Raw genomic sequence first — 15053 nt, forward strand, 5'->3', positions numbered from 1 at the left:
GTGGCGCCGCGATCTACTTGAGCCCCAGCACCCTGTCCGTCATTGACTGGACGTCATCGGCAAGCGACTCATTCTCGTTGAGCTTCGTCCCGTAGCCGGGGATCATTTCCTTCAGTTTGGGCTCCCAGGCAGCAAGCTGTCCGGGGAAGCACCGGCGCATCAGCTCGATCATGATCGGTGCCGCGGTCGACGCTCCGGGGGATGCCCCGAGCAGGGCGCCGACAGTGCCGTCAGCCGAAGTGATGATCTCGGTGCCGAACTGCAGGACGCCGCCCTTCCCGGGGGCCTTCTTGATGACCTGTACACGCTGGCCCGCGGTGATCAGTTCCCACCGGTCGCCATCGGCTGACGGTACGAACTCCCTGAGGTACTCGTTCTTCGCCTCGCGCTTCTTGAGCACCTCGCTGATGAGGTACTTCGTGAGCGGAATGTTGTCCTTGCCTACTGCGAGCATTGGCACGAGGTTGGACGGCCGAATTGAGGTCGGCAGGTCCAGCAGCGATCCGCGCTTCAGGAACTTGGTGGAGAATCCGGCGTACGGACCGAACAACAGAGACCGTTCCCCGTTGACGTAGCGGGTGTCGAGGTGCGGTACGGACATGGGCGGTGCACCGACCGACGCCTGCCCGTACACCTTGGCATTGTGCTGCTGGACGGTATCGGGGTTGGTGCAGCGCAGGAATTGACCGGAGACCGGGAACCCGGCGAATCCTCGCCCTTCAGGGATTCCGCTCTTCTGGAGCAGGTGCAGCGCACCGCCACCGGCGCCGATGAACACGAAGCGGGTGTTGACCGTGTGCTGCTGTCCGGTTGCGCGGTTGCGGACCGTGACATCCCAGCGGTTCTGGGAAGTCTTGGACAGGTTGGTGACGTCTTGTCCGTACCGGAGATCGACGTCGTTCTCGCCGAGGTAGGTTGTGAGGCCGCGCGTGAGTGCGCCGAAATCGACGTCTGTTCCACCGGCCACCCGCGACGCCGCCACGAGCTGTGAGGGATTGCGGTCCTTCACGATGAGCGGGGACCACTCGGCAATGGCGGAGTGGTCCGTAGCGAACTCCATCGACTTGAAGAGCGGCTGCGTGCGGAGGGCCTCATACCGGCGGCGGAGGTACTCCACGTTGCCTTCGCCCCACACAAAGCTCATGTGCGGTACAGCGTTGATGAAGCTGCCGGGATCGCTGAGATGGCCGTTCGATACCATGTGGGCCCAGAACTGCCGGGAGACCTGGAACTGCTCGTTGATGGCGATGGCCTTGGACGGATCGACTGAGCCGTCCGTGCCGGCCGGGGCGTAGTTGAGCTCGCAGAGTGCGGCGTGGCCGGTTCCGGCGTTGTTCCAGGGGTCCGAGCTTTCCAGCCCGGCTCGGTCGAGCCGCTCGAAAAGAGTGATACCCCAGTCCGGCTGCAGTTGCTTGAGGAACGCACCGAGGGTGGCGCTCATGATTCCGCCGCCAATAAGAACGACGTCAGTGTGGTTCGCGGGCTTTCCCGCCTGGCTCTCAGCAGTCACGATGGGTCTCCAATAGCAAGGGCGCTAGCCCTTGAAGCGTAGCCTCTGGCGGTGGTGTTCCCTAAATTGGAACACCCCGCCGGCGGCGTGATCCTCATCCCAGTCAAGCTGGCTGGCGAGTTCCGTATTCAGCTGCCTCTCGAGGGTGTGGGCTGCTCGACATCGGCGAGGTCAATGTTGTTGAACACCTCGTGCATCACCGGGCTCACGGGGTAACTGAGCACCCGCGGCGAGACCACCGCGGCCGAGATGGGGAACGCGAGCGGAATCGCCGGAACGTCGACGGCGATGCTCTCGTTGATGTCCCGGTAAGCGGCTGTGCGTTCTTCACCGTTGGGAAGGGTGACGGCGCGCGCGACCTTGCTGAAGAGCTGGTTGTCGCGGAATGCAAACTCTTCCTTGTAACTGCCGAAGAGCACTCCGACGAAGTTGTCGGGATCCTGGTAGCTTCCACTCCAACCGAGCAGGTGGAAGGCCCGGTTGTCATCGGTCTGGACGGTCTCAATGTAGCCCTGTGACCACTCGGTGGGGACGGGCCGTATGTTGAAGCCGGACGCGGTGAGCTGGCGGCTCAGCTCGGCATATACCTTTTCCGGGGAGGAAAGGTATGGGCGGGAGATGTTGCGGGGGTAGTGGAAGGGGAGAGGCTCCCCGTCATATCCGGCTTCGTCCAGAAGTTCCCTTGCACGCTCCGGGTTGTACTCGTAGTCGGTGATCTCCTCGTTGGTGACGCCGAGTTTTGGCGGGGTGAATTGCGTTGCAGGGCTTGTGCCGTCCAGGAAGCGGCCATCGATGAGTGCTGACTTGTCGATGGCGTGGGAAACTGCCTGCCTGAACAGCGCATCGTCGACACCGGGGAAGTCGTGATTCATCCCGAGGTAGAGCACCGAATAGGGGTCGCGCTGGAGAATCTGCTGACCCTCGCGGGCCAGCTCAGCGGCGTTGTCCACGGTCACGAGGTCGTAGCCGTCGATGTCCCCGTCCAATAGGGCACGAAGGCGGGCATCCGGGTGGGGGATCGTCCGGAACGTCACGGTCTGGATTTCACCCGGCGAGCCCCAGTAGTCGTCATAGGCGCTCAGGGTCACTTCATCCTCGGACCACGCCTCGAAGGTGAACGGTCCCGTACCCACGGGGCTGAGTGCGAACTCGGAGAGTTGCCTGCCGTCCTTCTCCACAGTCCGCTCGTTGGCATTGAGCTCCTCAAGCGCCTGGGGCGAGGCCATGCCGAAACCGGGCAGGGCCAGGGCGGGTATGAACGAGGTCAGGCGCCCGGTGAGCCGGATGAGCACTTTATGCTCGCCGAGAGGCTGGCAGGAGTCGTAGACAGACGCCTCGGGATTGTCCGAGAATGCTTTGAACACGGATCTGAAGGCGATAGCCGCGTCCGCCAGACGGGTCTCCGCGGGCATTGTGTACCAGCGCTCGAAGTTGGCGCAGACAGCCGCCGCGTTGAACGGTTGGCCATCATGGAAGAGCACGTTCTCGCGCAGATCAAAGGCGTAGGCCCGGCCTTCGTTCCGTTCTTCCCATGAGGTGGCCAGAAGCGGAGCCGGTTCAGAGGTGAGCGGATCAATCCCGACAAGGCCCTCGAGTACCTGCCGGGTGACCCGGAATGACTCAGTATCTGTTGCAAGCGCCGGGTCCAGGCCGGTGGGATCCGCGGCGGTGCCGAAGGCGAACGTGCCGGTGGTGGTGTCTCCGACCGGTTTCGACGGTTCCGTGGAGGTGGCGCGCGCCGTCGTCGTGGTGGGTATTGGAGTTCCCGCAGTGCACGCGGTGAGCCCGAGAGCAGTAGCGGCCGCGAGCGCACGCAGTGGCAGCGACAGCCTACGACGGCGGTGCGTGGGGCTCGCTGGCATGGTCTCCTCTGGGCGCGCGTGCAGTGGGCAAGGACTGCGGACGGAATATCCAGTGTAGGTCACCAGGCTGGACGACGGCTGATCGCGGCGCCGTGAAAGTGGCAGCCTCAAGACGGATAAAGGCGGGTATCTGCACCGAGGTGCAGATACCCGCCTTGTTCCCTGAAGCATATTAGAGGATTCGAATCAGGGAGTTTATATCGAGCGTCTTCTCGCATGATTGTTTTGCCTGATTACGCGGACCACTTACATGGCCTAATAAACTGGCTCAATCGCCGGGCTGAATCACTTGGCCTACGTGGGTGGCTTGATTATCCAACCCAATTGCTCGACGTTGTTGTTCGGGGGAATTACTCGGCCGGGGGCATCAGGATGGCGTCGATCAGGTACACCGTGGCATTGGCGGTCTGGACGCCGCCGCAGATCACGGCCGCGCTCTCTTCGCCGACAGTGATGGAGTCGCCTTCGCCCTCGACCATCAGCTCAGCACCGTTGACCGTGGTGTGGGTTCCCGCCACCTCCTCGGGAGCCATCTGGCCCTCAACGACGTGGTAGGTGAGGATGCCGCTGAGGAGGTCTGCATCTGTCTTCAGAGCCTCAACGGTTTCGGCATCAAGGGCCTCGAAGGCTTCATCGACCGGTGCGAAGACTGTGAACTCGCCGCCATTGAGGGTGTCGACAAGATCAACCTCGGGGTTGAGTTCGCCGGAAACAGCCGCCGTCAGCTGGGTGAGCAGCGGGTTGTTGGAGGCAGCAGTCGCCACGGGGTCCTCAGCCATGCCGGAAACAGAGCCTGCTCCATCCGGAACCTGCGCTGCGTAATCTTCACAACCGGGACCCACCAGATTTGCGGCGGGGTCCATTGCTTCATCCGTCGATTCCTCCGTCATCTCCGCCTCGGAGGTCTCCGTCGTTGTCGATTCGGTGGTCTCAGAATCGCCGGTGGCGGCTTCCTCGCCGCCGCCGCATGCCGCCAGGCCGAACATAGCCACAGCTGCGACACCGAGTACGGAAAGGTTCCTGCGCTTCAGAAGTTCCATTTCAATTCTCCTTTAAAGATTTCGACCCCGCGACAAAACGTGATGGTCTGATTTCCGGACGAACACACCGTGTAGATGTCTCACGTTTACTTCGGCTGGGAAATGTCGGTGGATGGGTGAGGATGAAAAGAAATTGCACACGGCTGTCGGGGGAGGGTGATCGAGGACCGCGTGAGGTCAACCGGCCGAGGTTAAAGCAGTAGACCCCCGGCAAGGCCGGGGGTCTACATTCGGCGTCTGAGACGACCGTAATGACTGGTGCGCAAGGGGGGACTCGAACCCCCACGTCCGAAGACACTGGAACCTAAATCCAGCGCGTCTGCCAATTTCGCCACTCGCGCTTAGGTGCGCTGACTTGCCGAAACCGGCCAACGCACGCTCCATTGTACTCAGTTCAGTCGGCGTTCAGTTCCTGGTTACGGGTTGATCCCTGACCGGTTAATCGATCCCCAGGTCGCGGCGCAATTTGGCGACATGTCCGGTAGCCCTCACGTTGTACTGGGCCAGTGCAACGTGGCCCGATCCATCTACAACGACGGTGGAACGGATGAGACCCTCGTAGGTCTTCCCATAGTTCTTTTTCTCGCCCCAGGCTCCCCAGGCCTCGGCCACTGCGTGGTCAGGATCAGAGAGCAGCGGAAAGGTAAGCTCCTCGGTTTCGGTGAAGGAGCGGAGCTTGGTCTCTGAGTCGGGGGAGATGCCGACGACCCTGTAACCCGCTGAACCCAGTGAGGCGAGGTTGTCCCGGAAATCACAGGCTTGAGTCGTGCAGCCCGGTGTTGCTGCCGCCGGATAGAAATAGACAACGACGTTCTCTCCCGCGAAGTCGCCTAGTGAAACGGTGGAACCGTCCGCCGACTGGAGTGTGAAGTCGGGTGCGCGGTCCCCGGCCTGGAATCGTTCTGACATACGAGCCTCTCTTTTCGGTCTCAATTGTGCATCAGCCGTGCAACTCGCCCGAGTTACGGCTTCGGCCGTAGCTATCATATGGGGGTGGATTTGAAGGTCCCCAGCGAGGCTGCACGAGGCAGCGTGGGGCGGAAGGAAGTTTTCAGCAAATGCCGGATCTCGAGCAATGGCCGACAGGTCGACTACTGACGACGGCCGCTCGGTTGGTGGAGCATGCATGGAATGAACGGCTGGTTTCCATTGGCGTAACGCATGCCGGGGTGATCGCGCTTGGGGTCCTGGAATCCCAGGGTGCCATGACGCAGGCCAACCTCGCGCAACTTGTTCGTGTACAGGCTCAGACCATGGGCAAGACGCTGTCACGCCTTGAAGTGCGGGGACACATTGCCCGGACCCGCAGCGATGTGGACCGTCGCAGCCATGCTGTCTCGATCACGCCGGAGGGACGTCGTGTCCTCGGCGAAGCCCAGGACGTCGAGCGCACGCTCATCCCCGGCGAGGGGCTCGTATCGAACGAACTGAGATCGCACCTGCAGGGCGTCATTCGGGATCTTGGCGCACCTCGTTGGAGCTGGGAAGCCGCGGCTCCTGGTTCTGGTGTGCCGCAGGTGGGCCTGCCGGAGCCTGCGCTGAGTAAGGATTAGCAGCGTCCCGGTACAGTCCGGGCCTGCAGGAAGACCAGCAGTAGAAGAATTTCCATTCAGAGGCAACCGGTGAGCCATCGGTTGCCCCTGCCGTTTGTGCCTGAGGAGGATAAGAAAATCCTCCCGCCGGTGCGCCCGGCGGGAGGATTCTCTTCTTTGTGCACCCCCCGGGACTCGAACCCGGAACCCATTGATTAAGAGTCAATTGCTCTGCCAGTTGAGCTAGAGGTGCCTGCGAAATCCGGTCCTACCGCGTTCCGCAACAGCACTAAACTCTACCAGCACTCTGGCGAAAAGTTGAAATTGCACTGCCGAAAGTGAGCTACTGCACTTTCACCCGCAGGATACGCGAACTGCCACCCTCGTTGGTCGCTATCAGCAGTTCGCCGTCACCCCCCGCAATCGTGTCCCGCAACCGTCCGTAAGTACCGTCGAAGTAGCTGACCGGCTCTCCCACGGAAGCATCGGCCAGAGGAACCCGCCACAGCCGCTCGCCCCGCAGACCGCCGATGAAGGCGACATCATCGACAATGGCCATGCCGCTCGGCGACGAGGTGGCGGTGGACGGCCACACGACCTGGGCGTCGATGAAGTCACTGTCTCCCGGGGCCCCGGTGACGGCGGGCCACCCATAGTTGCCGCCGGGCACAATGAGATTCAGCTCGTCATCGCGGTCGGGGCCGAACTCGCTCGCCCAGAGTCGGCCTTCGGAGTCCCAGTCCAGACCCTGCACATTGCGGTGACCAAGCGAATAAACAGCAGTACCGAAAGGATTACCCGGTGCGGGTGCACCGTCGGCACGCAAGCGAAGAATCTTCCCCCCGAGGCTCGTCCGGTCCTGGGCATTGTCTGCGTCGGCTGCGTCACCGGTGCCGATGTATAGGTACCCGTCGGGGCCGAATTTGATGCGCCCTCCGTTGTGTATGTTTGCCTTCGGGATCCCGGTCAGGATCTCTTCCATATTGCCCAGTCCGCCTTCGTCATAGGCCATGCTGACGACCCGGTTGTCGTCCGGGCTCGTGTAGTAGAGGAACAGGCGCGGATCCTCCGTGAAATCGGGTGGAACCGCAACACCGAGCAGTCCGCCCTCACCGCCGGCAGCGACTGCATCTTCCACCACGCCGATGACTTCAACCTCACCGTCAACGATCCGCTTAACCTCCGCAGTATCCCGCTCAGTGACGATGAGGCTTCCGTCCGGCAGCGCCGCCATGGCCCAGGGGATGCCGAGACCGGTGACGAGGTCGGCTGTGACTGTCGGGTCTGCCTCCGGCGGAACGGATTCCGTGGTGGTGGACGCGCGCGGCGTCGGCTCTGAAGGATCGGGCTGCTGGATAATCGGGGCGGATTCAGGTCCGACGTTGCACGCGGTGAGGCCGACGAGCAGGCTGAATGCTGTAACAATGCCCGCGGCACGTCTGATGGGCAACCCGGGGCGGCACACCGTCATTTTTTCCTGCTGGAAGAGGGGATTACGGTCTCAGCCAGCGTCAACGTCCACTCGTTCCGGGTTGTGCTCTGAGCGGCCTCTGACCGGTTCCGGTACCAGAGGACTGCCAGCACCGCGGAGCTGATGAGCAGAGCCCAGAGTGCTGAGTCCATCCCACCGTCCCGCTTTCCATCCCGCGCGGCCCGCATGCCTAGAACGTTACGACGGCGGAAAACGGCTGTCCATACGCCCGTCCGGCTCAGCCGGGGACACACGGGCATGCAGCGGTGACGTTCGGGCGGTCCTTTGCTGCCGATACGCTGAACGGATGACAGCTCCCTCCATCCGTATCGTCACAGTGCCCGATCACGATCTCCTGGAAGCCCTTCAGCCTGTTCCTGAAGGAATCAACCTCGCCGTGTGGGACTTCCAGGCCGCGCCGGTCGGTGCGGACCTGCAGGACATCGACGTTGCGGTTCTGCCGTACATGTCCAGGGGCGATCTCAGCGAACAGCTGCAGGCTGCTCCGGCGCTCAAACTGGTGCAGACCCAGTCCACCGGATACGAGGGCGTGCCGGAGATGGCAGGGGACGGCGTCGCGGTGTGCAGTGCAGCTGGAGTCCATGCGGCGGCCACTGCGGAGATGGCAATCGGACTGGCAATCGCGTCACTTCGCGGTATCGATGTCGCGGTACTCAACCAGCGTGAGGGCGTGTGGAAGCCGGGTCGTTTCCCCGGTCTCGCCGATCGCAGGGTACTGCTGCTTGGAGTGGGCGGTATCGGAGAGGAGATCGCCAGGCGCCTCGACGCTTTCGAGGTTGAGCTCACGAGGGTCGGAAGCAGCGCCCGGTCGGATGAACGCGGACAGGTGCACAGCAGCGACGAGCTCGTCGAACTGGCGGCCCAACACGATGTGCTGATCATTATTACCCCGCTGTCAGACTCCACCCGCGGCCTGGTGGGCAGGGAGGTGCTCGCAGCTCTGCCCGACGGCGCCCTCGTGGTCAATGTGGCACGCGGACCCGTGGTGGACTCGGACGCACTTACGGCTGAGGTTGTCAGCGGACGCCTGCGCGCCGCCGTGGACGTCTTCGACCCTGAGCCCATTCCCGCCGATCACCCGCTCTGGGCTGCGGACAATGCGATCATCACCCCTCACAACGGCGGAAATACCGGTGCGTTCCGGCCGCGAATCGTGCGACTGCTCCGGAAGCAGCTCGAAGCGCTCGCTGCCGGACAGGAGCCGGTCAACCTGGTGGTGCCCGGGCCGTGGGGACCCGACCGCACCGGGGGGTAGCGCCTACGCCATTGCGACGAATGCCTGCATGAAGAGTTCGAAGTCGGCGCAGTCGTTCGCCTGTTCGAGCCGAAGTTCTTTGCCCGGCGCAGGTTTGAAGATCACTTCGGGCTGAACTCCGAAGCGGAACGTTCTGCCCGTGCTTGTGCCCACCTCATAGTCGCCGCCCGCCAACTGAACCGCATGGGAGAGGTTGGTCATATTCAGCTCCACCGGGACACCGCCGCCTGTGAGGGTCTGGCCGTTGACGGGAGCCACCATGAGCTCTGCCGGCTGCCAACGGTAACCGATGACGTAGTACCTCGGTTTACTGATCCGGACACCATCGGCGTCCCTGCCCTCGCGACGCTCGTTCACGGCGAAGACCAGGTTGTAGTCACCGTAGTTCAGGATCTGGGAGTCAAAGATCCCCCTCAGTATGGTTTTGAGAGCGTCGCTGTCGGGCTCGTTGGATGAGGCGTGCGGCAACTGGGGGGTCATGTCATGAGCCTGGGTAGGGGATATGCCCGCGGGACGGCTGGTCAGGATGCGGTCGCCGATGGCCGGCCGCACAAGGTCCGCGCCGACCACCCTACCCGATGAACACGCCGGTGTTCTTCGGAGCCGTTTTGGCAGGGATTAATCCCGGATGTGAGGCGGCACACCGACCGGCACTCCTGTAATAGGTGGGTCACACGCACGAGGCGGTGTCGCGCCGGGCCTAGACTTTTACCCATGAGCGTGGATAGCGAAGCCAAAGCAACACCAGATATCAAGCCGAGAAGCCGTGCAGTCACGGACGGCATGGAGCGAGCGCCCGCCCGTGGCATGCTGCGCGCGGTCGGGATGGGCGATTCTGACTTCGCCAAGCCCCAGATCGGCGTCGCGAGCTCCTGGAACGAGATCACGCCCTGCAACCTTTCCCTGAACCGGCTTGCCCAGGGAGCCAAGGAAGGCGTACACGCAGGCGGCGGGTTCCCCATGCAGTTTGGAACCATCTCGGTCTCCGACGGTATCTCGATGGGCCATGAAGGAATGCACTTCTCGCTCGTCTCCCGCGAGGTCATCGCTGACTCCGTGGAGACCGTGATGGAGGCTGAGCGCATCGATGGCTCCGTCCTGCTGGCTGGCTGTGACAAGTCCCTGCCTGGCATGCTCATGGCGGCTGCCCGCCTCAACCTCTCGAGCGTCTTCCTGTACGCAGGCTCGATCATGCCCGGCTGGGTCAAGCTGGAAGACGGCACCGAGAAGGAAGTCACTCTCATTGACGCCTTCGAAGCCGTCGGCGCGTGCGCAGCGGGAAAGATGTCCAAGGGGGATCTCGACCGCATCGAGCGCGCGATCTGCCCGGGAGAGGGAGCCTGCGGAGGTATGTACACCGCGAACACCATGGCCTGCATCGGCGAGGCGCTCGGCATGTCGCTGCCGGGTTCTGCCGCGCCACCGTCAGCCGACCGCCGTCGTGACGATTTCGCCCGTAAGTCGGGAGAGGCTGTCGTCAACCTGCTGCGCCTTGGTATCACGGCCCGCGACATCATGACCAAGAAGGCGTTCGAGAACGCTATTGCGGTCACCATGGCCTTTGGCGGATCCACGAACGCGGTCCTCCACCTCCTCGCCATTGCACGCGAAGCCGACGTCGATCTGACGCTCGATGATTTCAACCGAATCGGTGACCGGGTTCCACACCTGGGAGACCTGAAGCCGTTTGGCCGTTACGTCATGACCGACGTGGACAAGATCGGCGGCGTCCCCGTAATCATGCGCGCACTTCTTGACGCCGGGCTCCTGCACGGCGACGTGATGACCGTGACCGGCAAGACCCTGGCTGAGAATCTTGAGTCGATCAATCCGCCGGACCTCGACGGCAAGATCCTGCGCGCCCTGGATAACCCCATCCACAAGACCGGTGGCCTGACCGTCCTGCGGGGATCACTCGCTCCCGAGGGCGCAGTCGTGAAGACTGCCGGCTTTGACGCCGAGGTGTTCGAGGGTACCGCTCGTGTCTTCGAGCGCGAACAGGGAGCCCTCCTGGCGCTCGCTGCAGGCGAGGTAAAGGCGGGCGACGTCGTCGTTATCCGCTATGAGGGGCCCAAGGGTGGTCCCGGGATGCGGGAAATGCTGGCCATCACCGGCGCGATCAAGGGCGCCGGTCTTGGCAAGGACGTGCTCCTGTTGACGGACGGAAGGTTCTCGGGCGGCACCACCGGCCTGTGTATCGGCCACGTCGCGCCGGAGGCAGTGGACGGCGGTCCGATCGCGTTTGTCGAGGACGGCGACCGCATCCGGGCTGACATCCCGAACAAGACCTTCGATCTGCTGGTCGAGCCTGAGGAACTGGAGCGCCGGAAGCTCGGCTGGGAACCGCTTCCCGCCCGGTACACCAGGGGAGTACTGGCGAAGTACGCGAAGTTGGTGCACTCGGCTTCCGAGGGCGCATACTGCGGCTAGTGCGCTCTTAGTTTCACCAGCAGGACTGAAGACTGCGACGGCGGCCATTCAGCGCCGTCGTAGTCTTCAGTTAGTGTCCAGTAACTGGAAGCCTTGTCCACATAGTGAGACGGCGGGGGGTGCTGTTGACACTCTTCGCGGGGGAGTGAAAACTACAGGTATGCAGCTCGTATCCGTAGTCCTAGTTACCAAGCGCGTGGCCTAAAGCCTCGACTGGTACTTCTACGTCACGCGCAAACCCCTCGCAGAGCCCACCAGGCTGAGGGGTTTTTTTGTTCCCACCGAACACAACGCGCAGAACATTTTGCGCAGCGATCACGCTGTGCTGGATACAAAGGAAGTTCAAGGATGTCCAAGGGATCGCCCATCAGCCCAGCGCTGATGGCAGCCAAACAAGCCGCCCCGGCGGCGCCCGGCCAACAGTCGGGTAGGGACGCTGCGGCGGCTCACGCCAGCCCCGTCCTCGGACCCAACCGCGCGGTGCCGCCCACCCAGATGACCGGTTCCGAGGCGATTGTCCGCGCCCTCGAGGAACTCGGCGTGGATGACATCTTTGGCCTTCCGGGGGGCGCGATCCTCCCGACGTATGACCCGCTGATGGCTTCCACCAAGCTCCGGCATATCCTCGTTCGTCATGAGCAGGGCGCCGGACACGCTGCGCAGGGCTATGCGATGGTCACGGATCGCCCAGGCGTGTGTATTGCAACGTCCGGTCCCGGCGCCACCAACCTGGTCACCGCGATCGCCGACGCACACATGGATTCCGTACCAATGGTCGCCATCACCGGCCAGGTTTCCAGTGCCGTCATCGGATCCGATGCTTTCCAGGAAGCGGACATCGTCGGCATCACCATGCCGATCACCAAGCATTCCTACCTGGTAACCAAGTCCCAGGACATCCCGCGCGTCCTGGCCGAGGCCTTCCACATTGCCTCCACCGGCCGTCCCGGACCGGTGCTGGTGGACATCGCCAAGGATGCCCAGGTCGGGTCCATGACCTTCTCCTGGCCGCCGAAAATCGATATCCCCGGTTACCGCACCGTTGTACGGGGCCATTCCAAGCAGGTTCGTGAAGCGGCCCGGCTCATCATGGCGTCCGAACGTCCCGTGTTCTACGTGGGCGGCGGAGTGGTCAAGGCGCGTGCAGCTGCCGAGCTGCTGGAACTCGCCGAACTTGTCGGCGCACCCGTTGTCACCACCCTGATGGCCCGCGGCGTGTTCCCCGACTCCCATCCGCAGCACGTCGGCATGCCGGGGATGCACGGCTCAGTGTCCGCGGTGACCGCTCTGCAGCAGTCCGACCTGCTGATCACGCTCGGCGCCCGCTTTGACGACCGCGTAACCGGCGTACTTTCGAGCTTCGCTCCAGGCGCGAAGGTCATTCACGCAGACATCGACCCGGCGGAGATCTCGAAGAACCGCACCGCGGACGTACCGATTGTCGGCTCGGTGAAGGAGATCATTCCGGAATTCACCGCGGCTCTACGCGAGCAGTTCGCCGCCGCCGGCGCCCCTGATTACAGCGCCTGGTGGACGGTACTGAACCGTCTCCGTGAGAGCTACCCCATCGGGTTCACCCAGCCTGACGACGGCCTTTCCGCGCCGCAGCATGTCATCCAGCGCATCGGCGAGCTCACCGGCCCTGAAGGTGTTTACGCGGCCGGCGTCGGCCAGCACCAGATGTGGGCAGCGCAGTTCATCAAGTACGAGCGTCCGCATGCCTGGCTCAACTCCGGTGGCCTGGGCACCATGGGATACGCGGTGCCCGCAGCCATGGGTGCCAAGATCGGCGATCCGGACCGTGTGGTGTGGGCGATCGACGGCGACGGCTGCTTCCAGATGACCAACCAGGAGCTCGCCACCTGCGTCATCAACAACATCCCCATCAAGGTGGCGGTGATCAATAACTCGTCCCTGGGCATGGTGCGTCAGTGGCAGACCCTGTTCTACGAGGGCCGCTACTCCAATACTGACCTGAACACCGGGCACAACACGGTTCGCGTTCCCGATTTCGTGAAGCTGGCTGACGCCTATGGCTGCGCCGGACTGCGCTGTGAGCGGGACGAGGACATCGATGCCACCATCCAGCAGGCGCTTGAGATCAACGACCGTCCCGTCGTCGTCGACTTCGTCGTCAGCCGGGACTCGATGGTCTGGCCCATGGTGCCTGCCGGCGTCAGCAACGACCTCATCCAGATTGCCCGCAACTTGACCCCGGACTGGGAGCAGGAGGACTAACCATGGCCCGTCATACCCTTTCCGTTCTGGTCGAGGACGTCCCGGGCGTCCTGACACGCGTCGCCAGCCTGTTCGCACGGCGCGCCTTCAATATCAACTCCCTGGCTGTCGGCCCCACCGAAGTGACCGGAATGTCCCGGATTACGGTTGTGGTCGAAGCAGAGGGTGACCTGCTCGAACAGGTCACCAAACAACTGAACAAGCTGATCAACGTCATCAAGATCGTTGAGCTTGTTCCCGAATCTTCCGTGCAGCGCGACCACATCCTGGTCAAGGTCCGTGCGGATGCCGCAACACGGCTGCAGGTAACCCAGGCAGCAGATTTGTTCCGTGCTTCAGTGGTTGACGTGTCCACAGACTCGCTGATCATCGAAGCCACCGGCACCGCCGAAAAGCTCACAGCGCTCCTGTCAGTGCTGGAGCCGTTCGGCATCCGCGAAATAGTGCAGTCCGGGACGCTCGCGATCAGCCGCGGCGCCAAGTCAATGAGTGACAGGGCGCTGCGGAGCGCATAGCCAGTAGCGCACAAGCAGCACCAAGTAACGCGAAACCACGCTTGTCCACGATAGGTGGGCAGCAGAATCACATCACAGGAGAAATACAAGTGACCGAGTTGTTCTACGACGACGATGCAGACCTTTCGATCATCCAGGGCCGCACCGTGGCTGTTATCGGGTACGGCAGCCAGGGCCATGCCCACGCGCTGAGCCTGCGCGACTCCGGAGTCGACGTCCGCGTCGGCCTCAAGGAGGGCTCGAAGTCCCGTGCCAAGGCCGAAGCTGAGGGCCTCCGCGTCTTGAACGTGGCCGACGCTGTTGCCGAAGCCGACCTCATCATGGTCCTTACCCCGGACCAGGTCCAGCGCCATGTCTATGCCGAGGACATCGCCCCCAACCTGCAGGCTGGCGACGCCCTGTTCTTCGGCCACGGCTTCAACATCCGCTACGGCTACATCCAGCCTCCGGCCGATGTCGACGTGGCCCTCGTGGCTCCCAAGGGCCCCGGCCACATCGTCCGCCGCGAGTTCGAAGCAGGCCGGGGCGTTCCCGACCTGATTGCCGTGGAGCAGAACCCGTCCGGCAAGGCTCGTGAGCTGGCACTGTCTTACGCGAAGGCCATCGGCGGCACCCGTGCAGGCGTCATCGAGACCACCTTCACTGAAGAGACCGAGACCGACCTCTTCGGCGAGCAGGTAGTGCTCTGCGGCGGTGCGTCCCAGCTCATCCAGTACGGATTCGAGACGCTCACCGAGGCCGGCTACAAGCCGGAGGTTGCCTACTTCGAGGTACTGCACGAGCTCAAGCTCATCGTCGACCTGATGGTTGAAGGCGGCATCGCGAAGCAGCGCTGGAGCGTCTCCGACACGGCGGAATACGGCGACTACGTCTCCGGCCCGCGGGTCATCACCCCTGAGGTGAAGGAGAACATGAAGGCCGTCCTCGCGGACATCCAGAACGGTGCCTTCGCCAAGCGCTTCATTGACGACCAGGACGCCGGTGCTCCCGAATTCGCCAAGCTGCGCAAGCAGGGTGAAGATCACCCGATCGAAGCAACGGGACGTGAGCTGCGCAAGCTGTTCTCGTGGATCAAGACCAACGACGACTACACCGAAGAACTACTTCGGGCCCCTTAACAACATCAACCACTTCAACGCCGTCAACGCCGTCATGGATGCGCTGCCCTCGCACTGCTCC

The 15053-nt window shown here is 62.9% G+C and carries 12 protein-coding genes and 2 tRNA genes; 6 read left to right on the forward strand and 8 right to left on the reverse strand.

The genetic code is table 11. The features are described 5' to 3' along the window. Positions 1 to 13: 13 nt before the first annotated feature. The 5 genes from AC5RTB_RS12455 to bcp all read right to left on the reverse strand — a co-directional run bounded on the left by AC5RTB_RS12455 (position 14) and on the right by bcp (position 5321). A complete protein-coding gene (locus tag AC5RTB_RS12455) occupies positions 14 to 1510 on the reverse strand; it encodes a malate:quinone oxidoreductase (protein WP_494061384.1) in 1497 nt (498 codons plus the stop codon). A gap of 128 nt (positions 1511 to 1638) precedes the next feature. After that, entirely contained in the window at positions 1639 to 3372 is a 1734-nt protein-coding gene (locus AC5RTB_RS12460) for an ABC transporter substrate-binding protein (RefSeq protein ID WP_494061385.1), read from the reverse strand. Between the two features lie 350 nt (positions 3373 to 3722). Next, positions 3723 to 4412 carry a fasciclin domain-containing protein gene (locus tag AC5RTB_RS12465; RefSeq protein WP_494061386.1) on the reverse strand — a complete coding sequence of 230 codons (690 nt, stop codon included), beginning with the start codon at positions 4410 to 4412 and terminating at the stop codon, positions 3723 to 3725. A gap of 256 nt (positions 4413 to 4668) precedes the next feature. Beyond that, positions 4669 to 4753, reverse strand: a tRNA-Leu gene (locus tag AC5RTB_RS12470). A 97-nt stretch (positions 4754 to 4850) separates the two neighbouring features. After that, positions 4851 to 5321, reverse strand: a complete 471-nt coding sequence (gene bcp, locus AC5RTB_RS12475; RefSeq protein WP_494061387.1) for a thioredoxin-dependent thiol peroxidase — start codon at positions 5319 to 5321, stop codon at positions 4851 to 4853. A 149-nt stretch (positions 5322 to 5470) separates the two neighbouring features. On the opposite strand from bcp, the gene AC5RTB_RS12480 reads away from it, so the two are divergent. After that, positions 5471 to 5965 carry a MarR family winged helix-turn-helix transcriptional regulator gene (locus AC5RTB_RS12480; protein ID WP_494061388.1) on the forward strand — a complete coding sequence of 165 codons (495 nt, stop codon included), beginning with the start codon at positions 5471 to 5473 and terminating at the stop codon, positions 5963 to 5965. 159 nt (positions 5966 to 6124) lie between these two features. On the opposite strand, the gene AC5RTB_RS12485 is transcribed toward AC5RTB_RS12480, so the two are convergent. Continuing rightward, positions 6125 to 6197: transfer RNA gene (locus AC5RTB_RS12485), tRNA-Lys, on the reverse strand. A gap of 90 nt (positions 6198 to 6287) precedes the next feature. Next, positions 6288 to 7415 carry a PQQ-dependent sugar dehydrogenase gene (locus AC5RTB_RS12490; protein WP_494061389.1) on the reverse strand — a complete coding sequence of 376 codons (1128 nt, stop codon included), beginning with the start codon at positions 7413 to 7415 and terminating at the stop codon, positions 6288 to 6290. A gap of 307 nt (positions 7416 to 7722) precedes the next feature. Between AC5RTB_RS12490 and AC5RTB_RS12495 the strand changes: the two genes are divergently transcribed. Further along, positions 7723 to 8691: a 2-hydroxyacid dehydrogenase gene (locus AC5RTB_RS12495; protein WP_494061390.1), complete on the forward strand. Its 969-nt coding sequence runs from the start codon at positions 7723 to 7725 to the stop codon at positions 8689 to 8691. 3 nt (positions 8692 to 8694) lie between these two features. Here AC5RTB_RS12495 and AC5RTB_RS12500 read toward each other — a convergent pair whose 3' ends face one another. Next, positions 8695 to 9171, reverse strand: coding sequence for a hypothetical protein (locus AC5RTB_RS12500; RefSeq protein ID WP_494061391.1), 477 nt, complete (start codon positions 9169 to 9171; stop codon positions 8695 to 8697). A 234-nt stretch (positions 9172 to 9405) separates the two neighbouring features. Here AC5RTB_RS12500 and ilvD point away from each other — a divergent pair, with 234 nt between their 5' ends. From ilvD to ilvC, 4 genes are all read left to right on the forward strand, one after another. Further along, positions 9406 to 11121 (forward strand): dihydroxy-acid dehydratase, encoded by a 1716-nt coding sequence (gene ilvD, locus AC5RTB_RS12505; protein ID WP_494061392.1) that lies wholly within the window; start codon positions 9406 to 9408, stop codon positions 11119 to 11121. Between the two features lie 348 nt (positions 11122 to 11469). Further along, positions 11470 to 13359 (forward strand): acetolactate synthase large subunit, encoded by a 1890-nt coding sequence (locus AC5RTB_RS12510; RefSeq protein WP_494061393.1) that lies wholly within the window; start codon positions 11470 to 11472, stop codon positions 13357 to 13359. A 2-nt stretch (positions 13360 to 13361) separates the two neighbouring features. Next, on the forward strand, positions 13362 to 13874 hold the full coding sequence (ilvN, locus tag AC5RTB_RS12515; protein WP_490889057.1) for an acetolactate synthase small subunit: 513 nt from the start codon (positions 13362 to 13364) through the stop codon (positions 13872 to 13874). Between the two features lie 89 nt (positions 13875 to 13963). Then, the gene (gene ilvC, locus AC5RTB_RS12520; RefSeq protein ID WP_494061394.1) at positions 13964 to 14992 is read left to right on the forward strand and encodes a ketol-acid reductoisomerase; all 1029 of its coding nucleotides are present in this window, start codon (positions 13964 to 13966) and stop codon (positions 14990 to 14992) included. Positions 14993 to 15053: the final 61 nt, after the last annotated feature.

This window comes from Arthrobacter sp. M71 S08 (genome assembly GCF_059089725.1).

What these genes read in the sequence shown, in the direction of transcription:
- AC5RTB_RS12495 (WP_494061390.1), top strand. Translation starts at nt 7,723, where the DNA reads ATGACAGCTCCCTCCATCCGTATCGTCACAGTGCCCGATCACGATCTC.
- AC5RTB_RS12480 (WP_494061388.1), top strand. Translation starts at nt 5,471, where the DNA reads ATGCCGGATCTCGAGCAATGGCCGACAGGTCGACTACTGACGACGGCC.
- AC5RTB_RS12460 (WP_494061385.1), bottom strand. Translation starts at nt 3,372, where the DNA reads ATGCCAGCGAGCCCCACGCACCGCCGTCGTAGGCTGTCGCTGCCACTG.
- AC5RTB_RS12500 (WP_494061391.1), bottom strand. Translation starts at nt 9,171, where the DNA reads ATGACCCCCCAGTTGCCGCACGCCTCATCCAACGAGCCCGACAGCGAC.
- AC5RTB_RS12510 (WP_494061393.1), top strand. Translation starts at nt 11,470, where the DNA reads ATGTCCAAGGGATCGCCCATCAGCCCAGCGCTGATGGCAGCCAAACAA.
- ilvN (WP_490889057.1), top strand. Translation starts at nt 13,362, where the DNA reads ATGGCCCGTCATACCCTTTCCGTTCTGGTCGAGGACGTCCCGGGCGTC.
- AC5RTB_RS12465 (WP_494061386.1), bottom strand. Translation starts at nt 4,412, where the DNA reads ATGGAACTTCTGAAGCGCAGGAACCTTTCCGTACTCGGTGTCGCAGCT.
- bcp (WP_494061387.1), bottom strand. Translation starts at nt 5,321, where the DNA reads ATGTCAGAACGATTCCAGGCCGGGGACCGCGCACCCGACTTCACACTC.
- ilvD (WP_494061392.1), top strand. Translation starts at nt 9,406, where the DNA reads ATGAGCGTGGATAGCGAAGCCAAAGCAACACCAGATATCAAGCCGAGA.
- AC5RTB_RS12490 (WP_494061389.1), bottom strand. Translation starts at nt 7,415, where the DNA reads ATGACGGTGTGCCGCCCCGGGTTGCCCATCAGACGTGCCGCGGGCATT.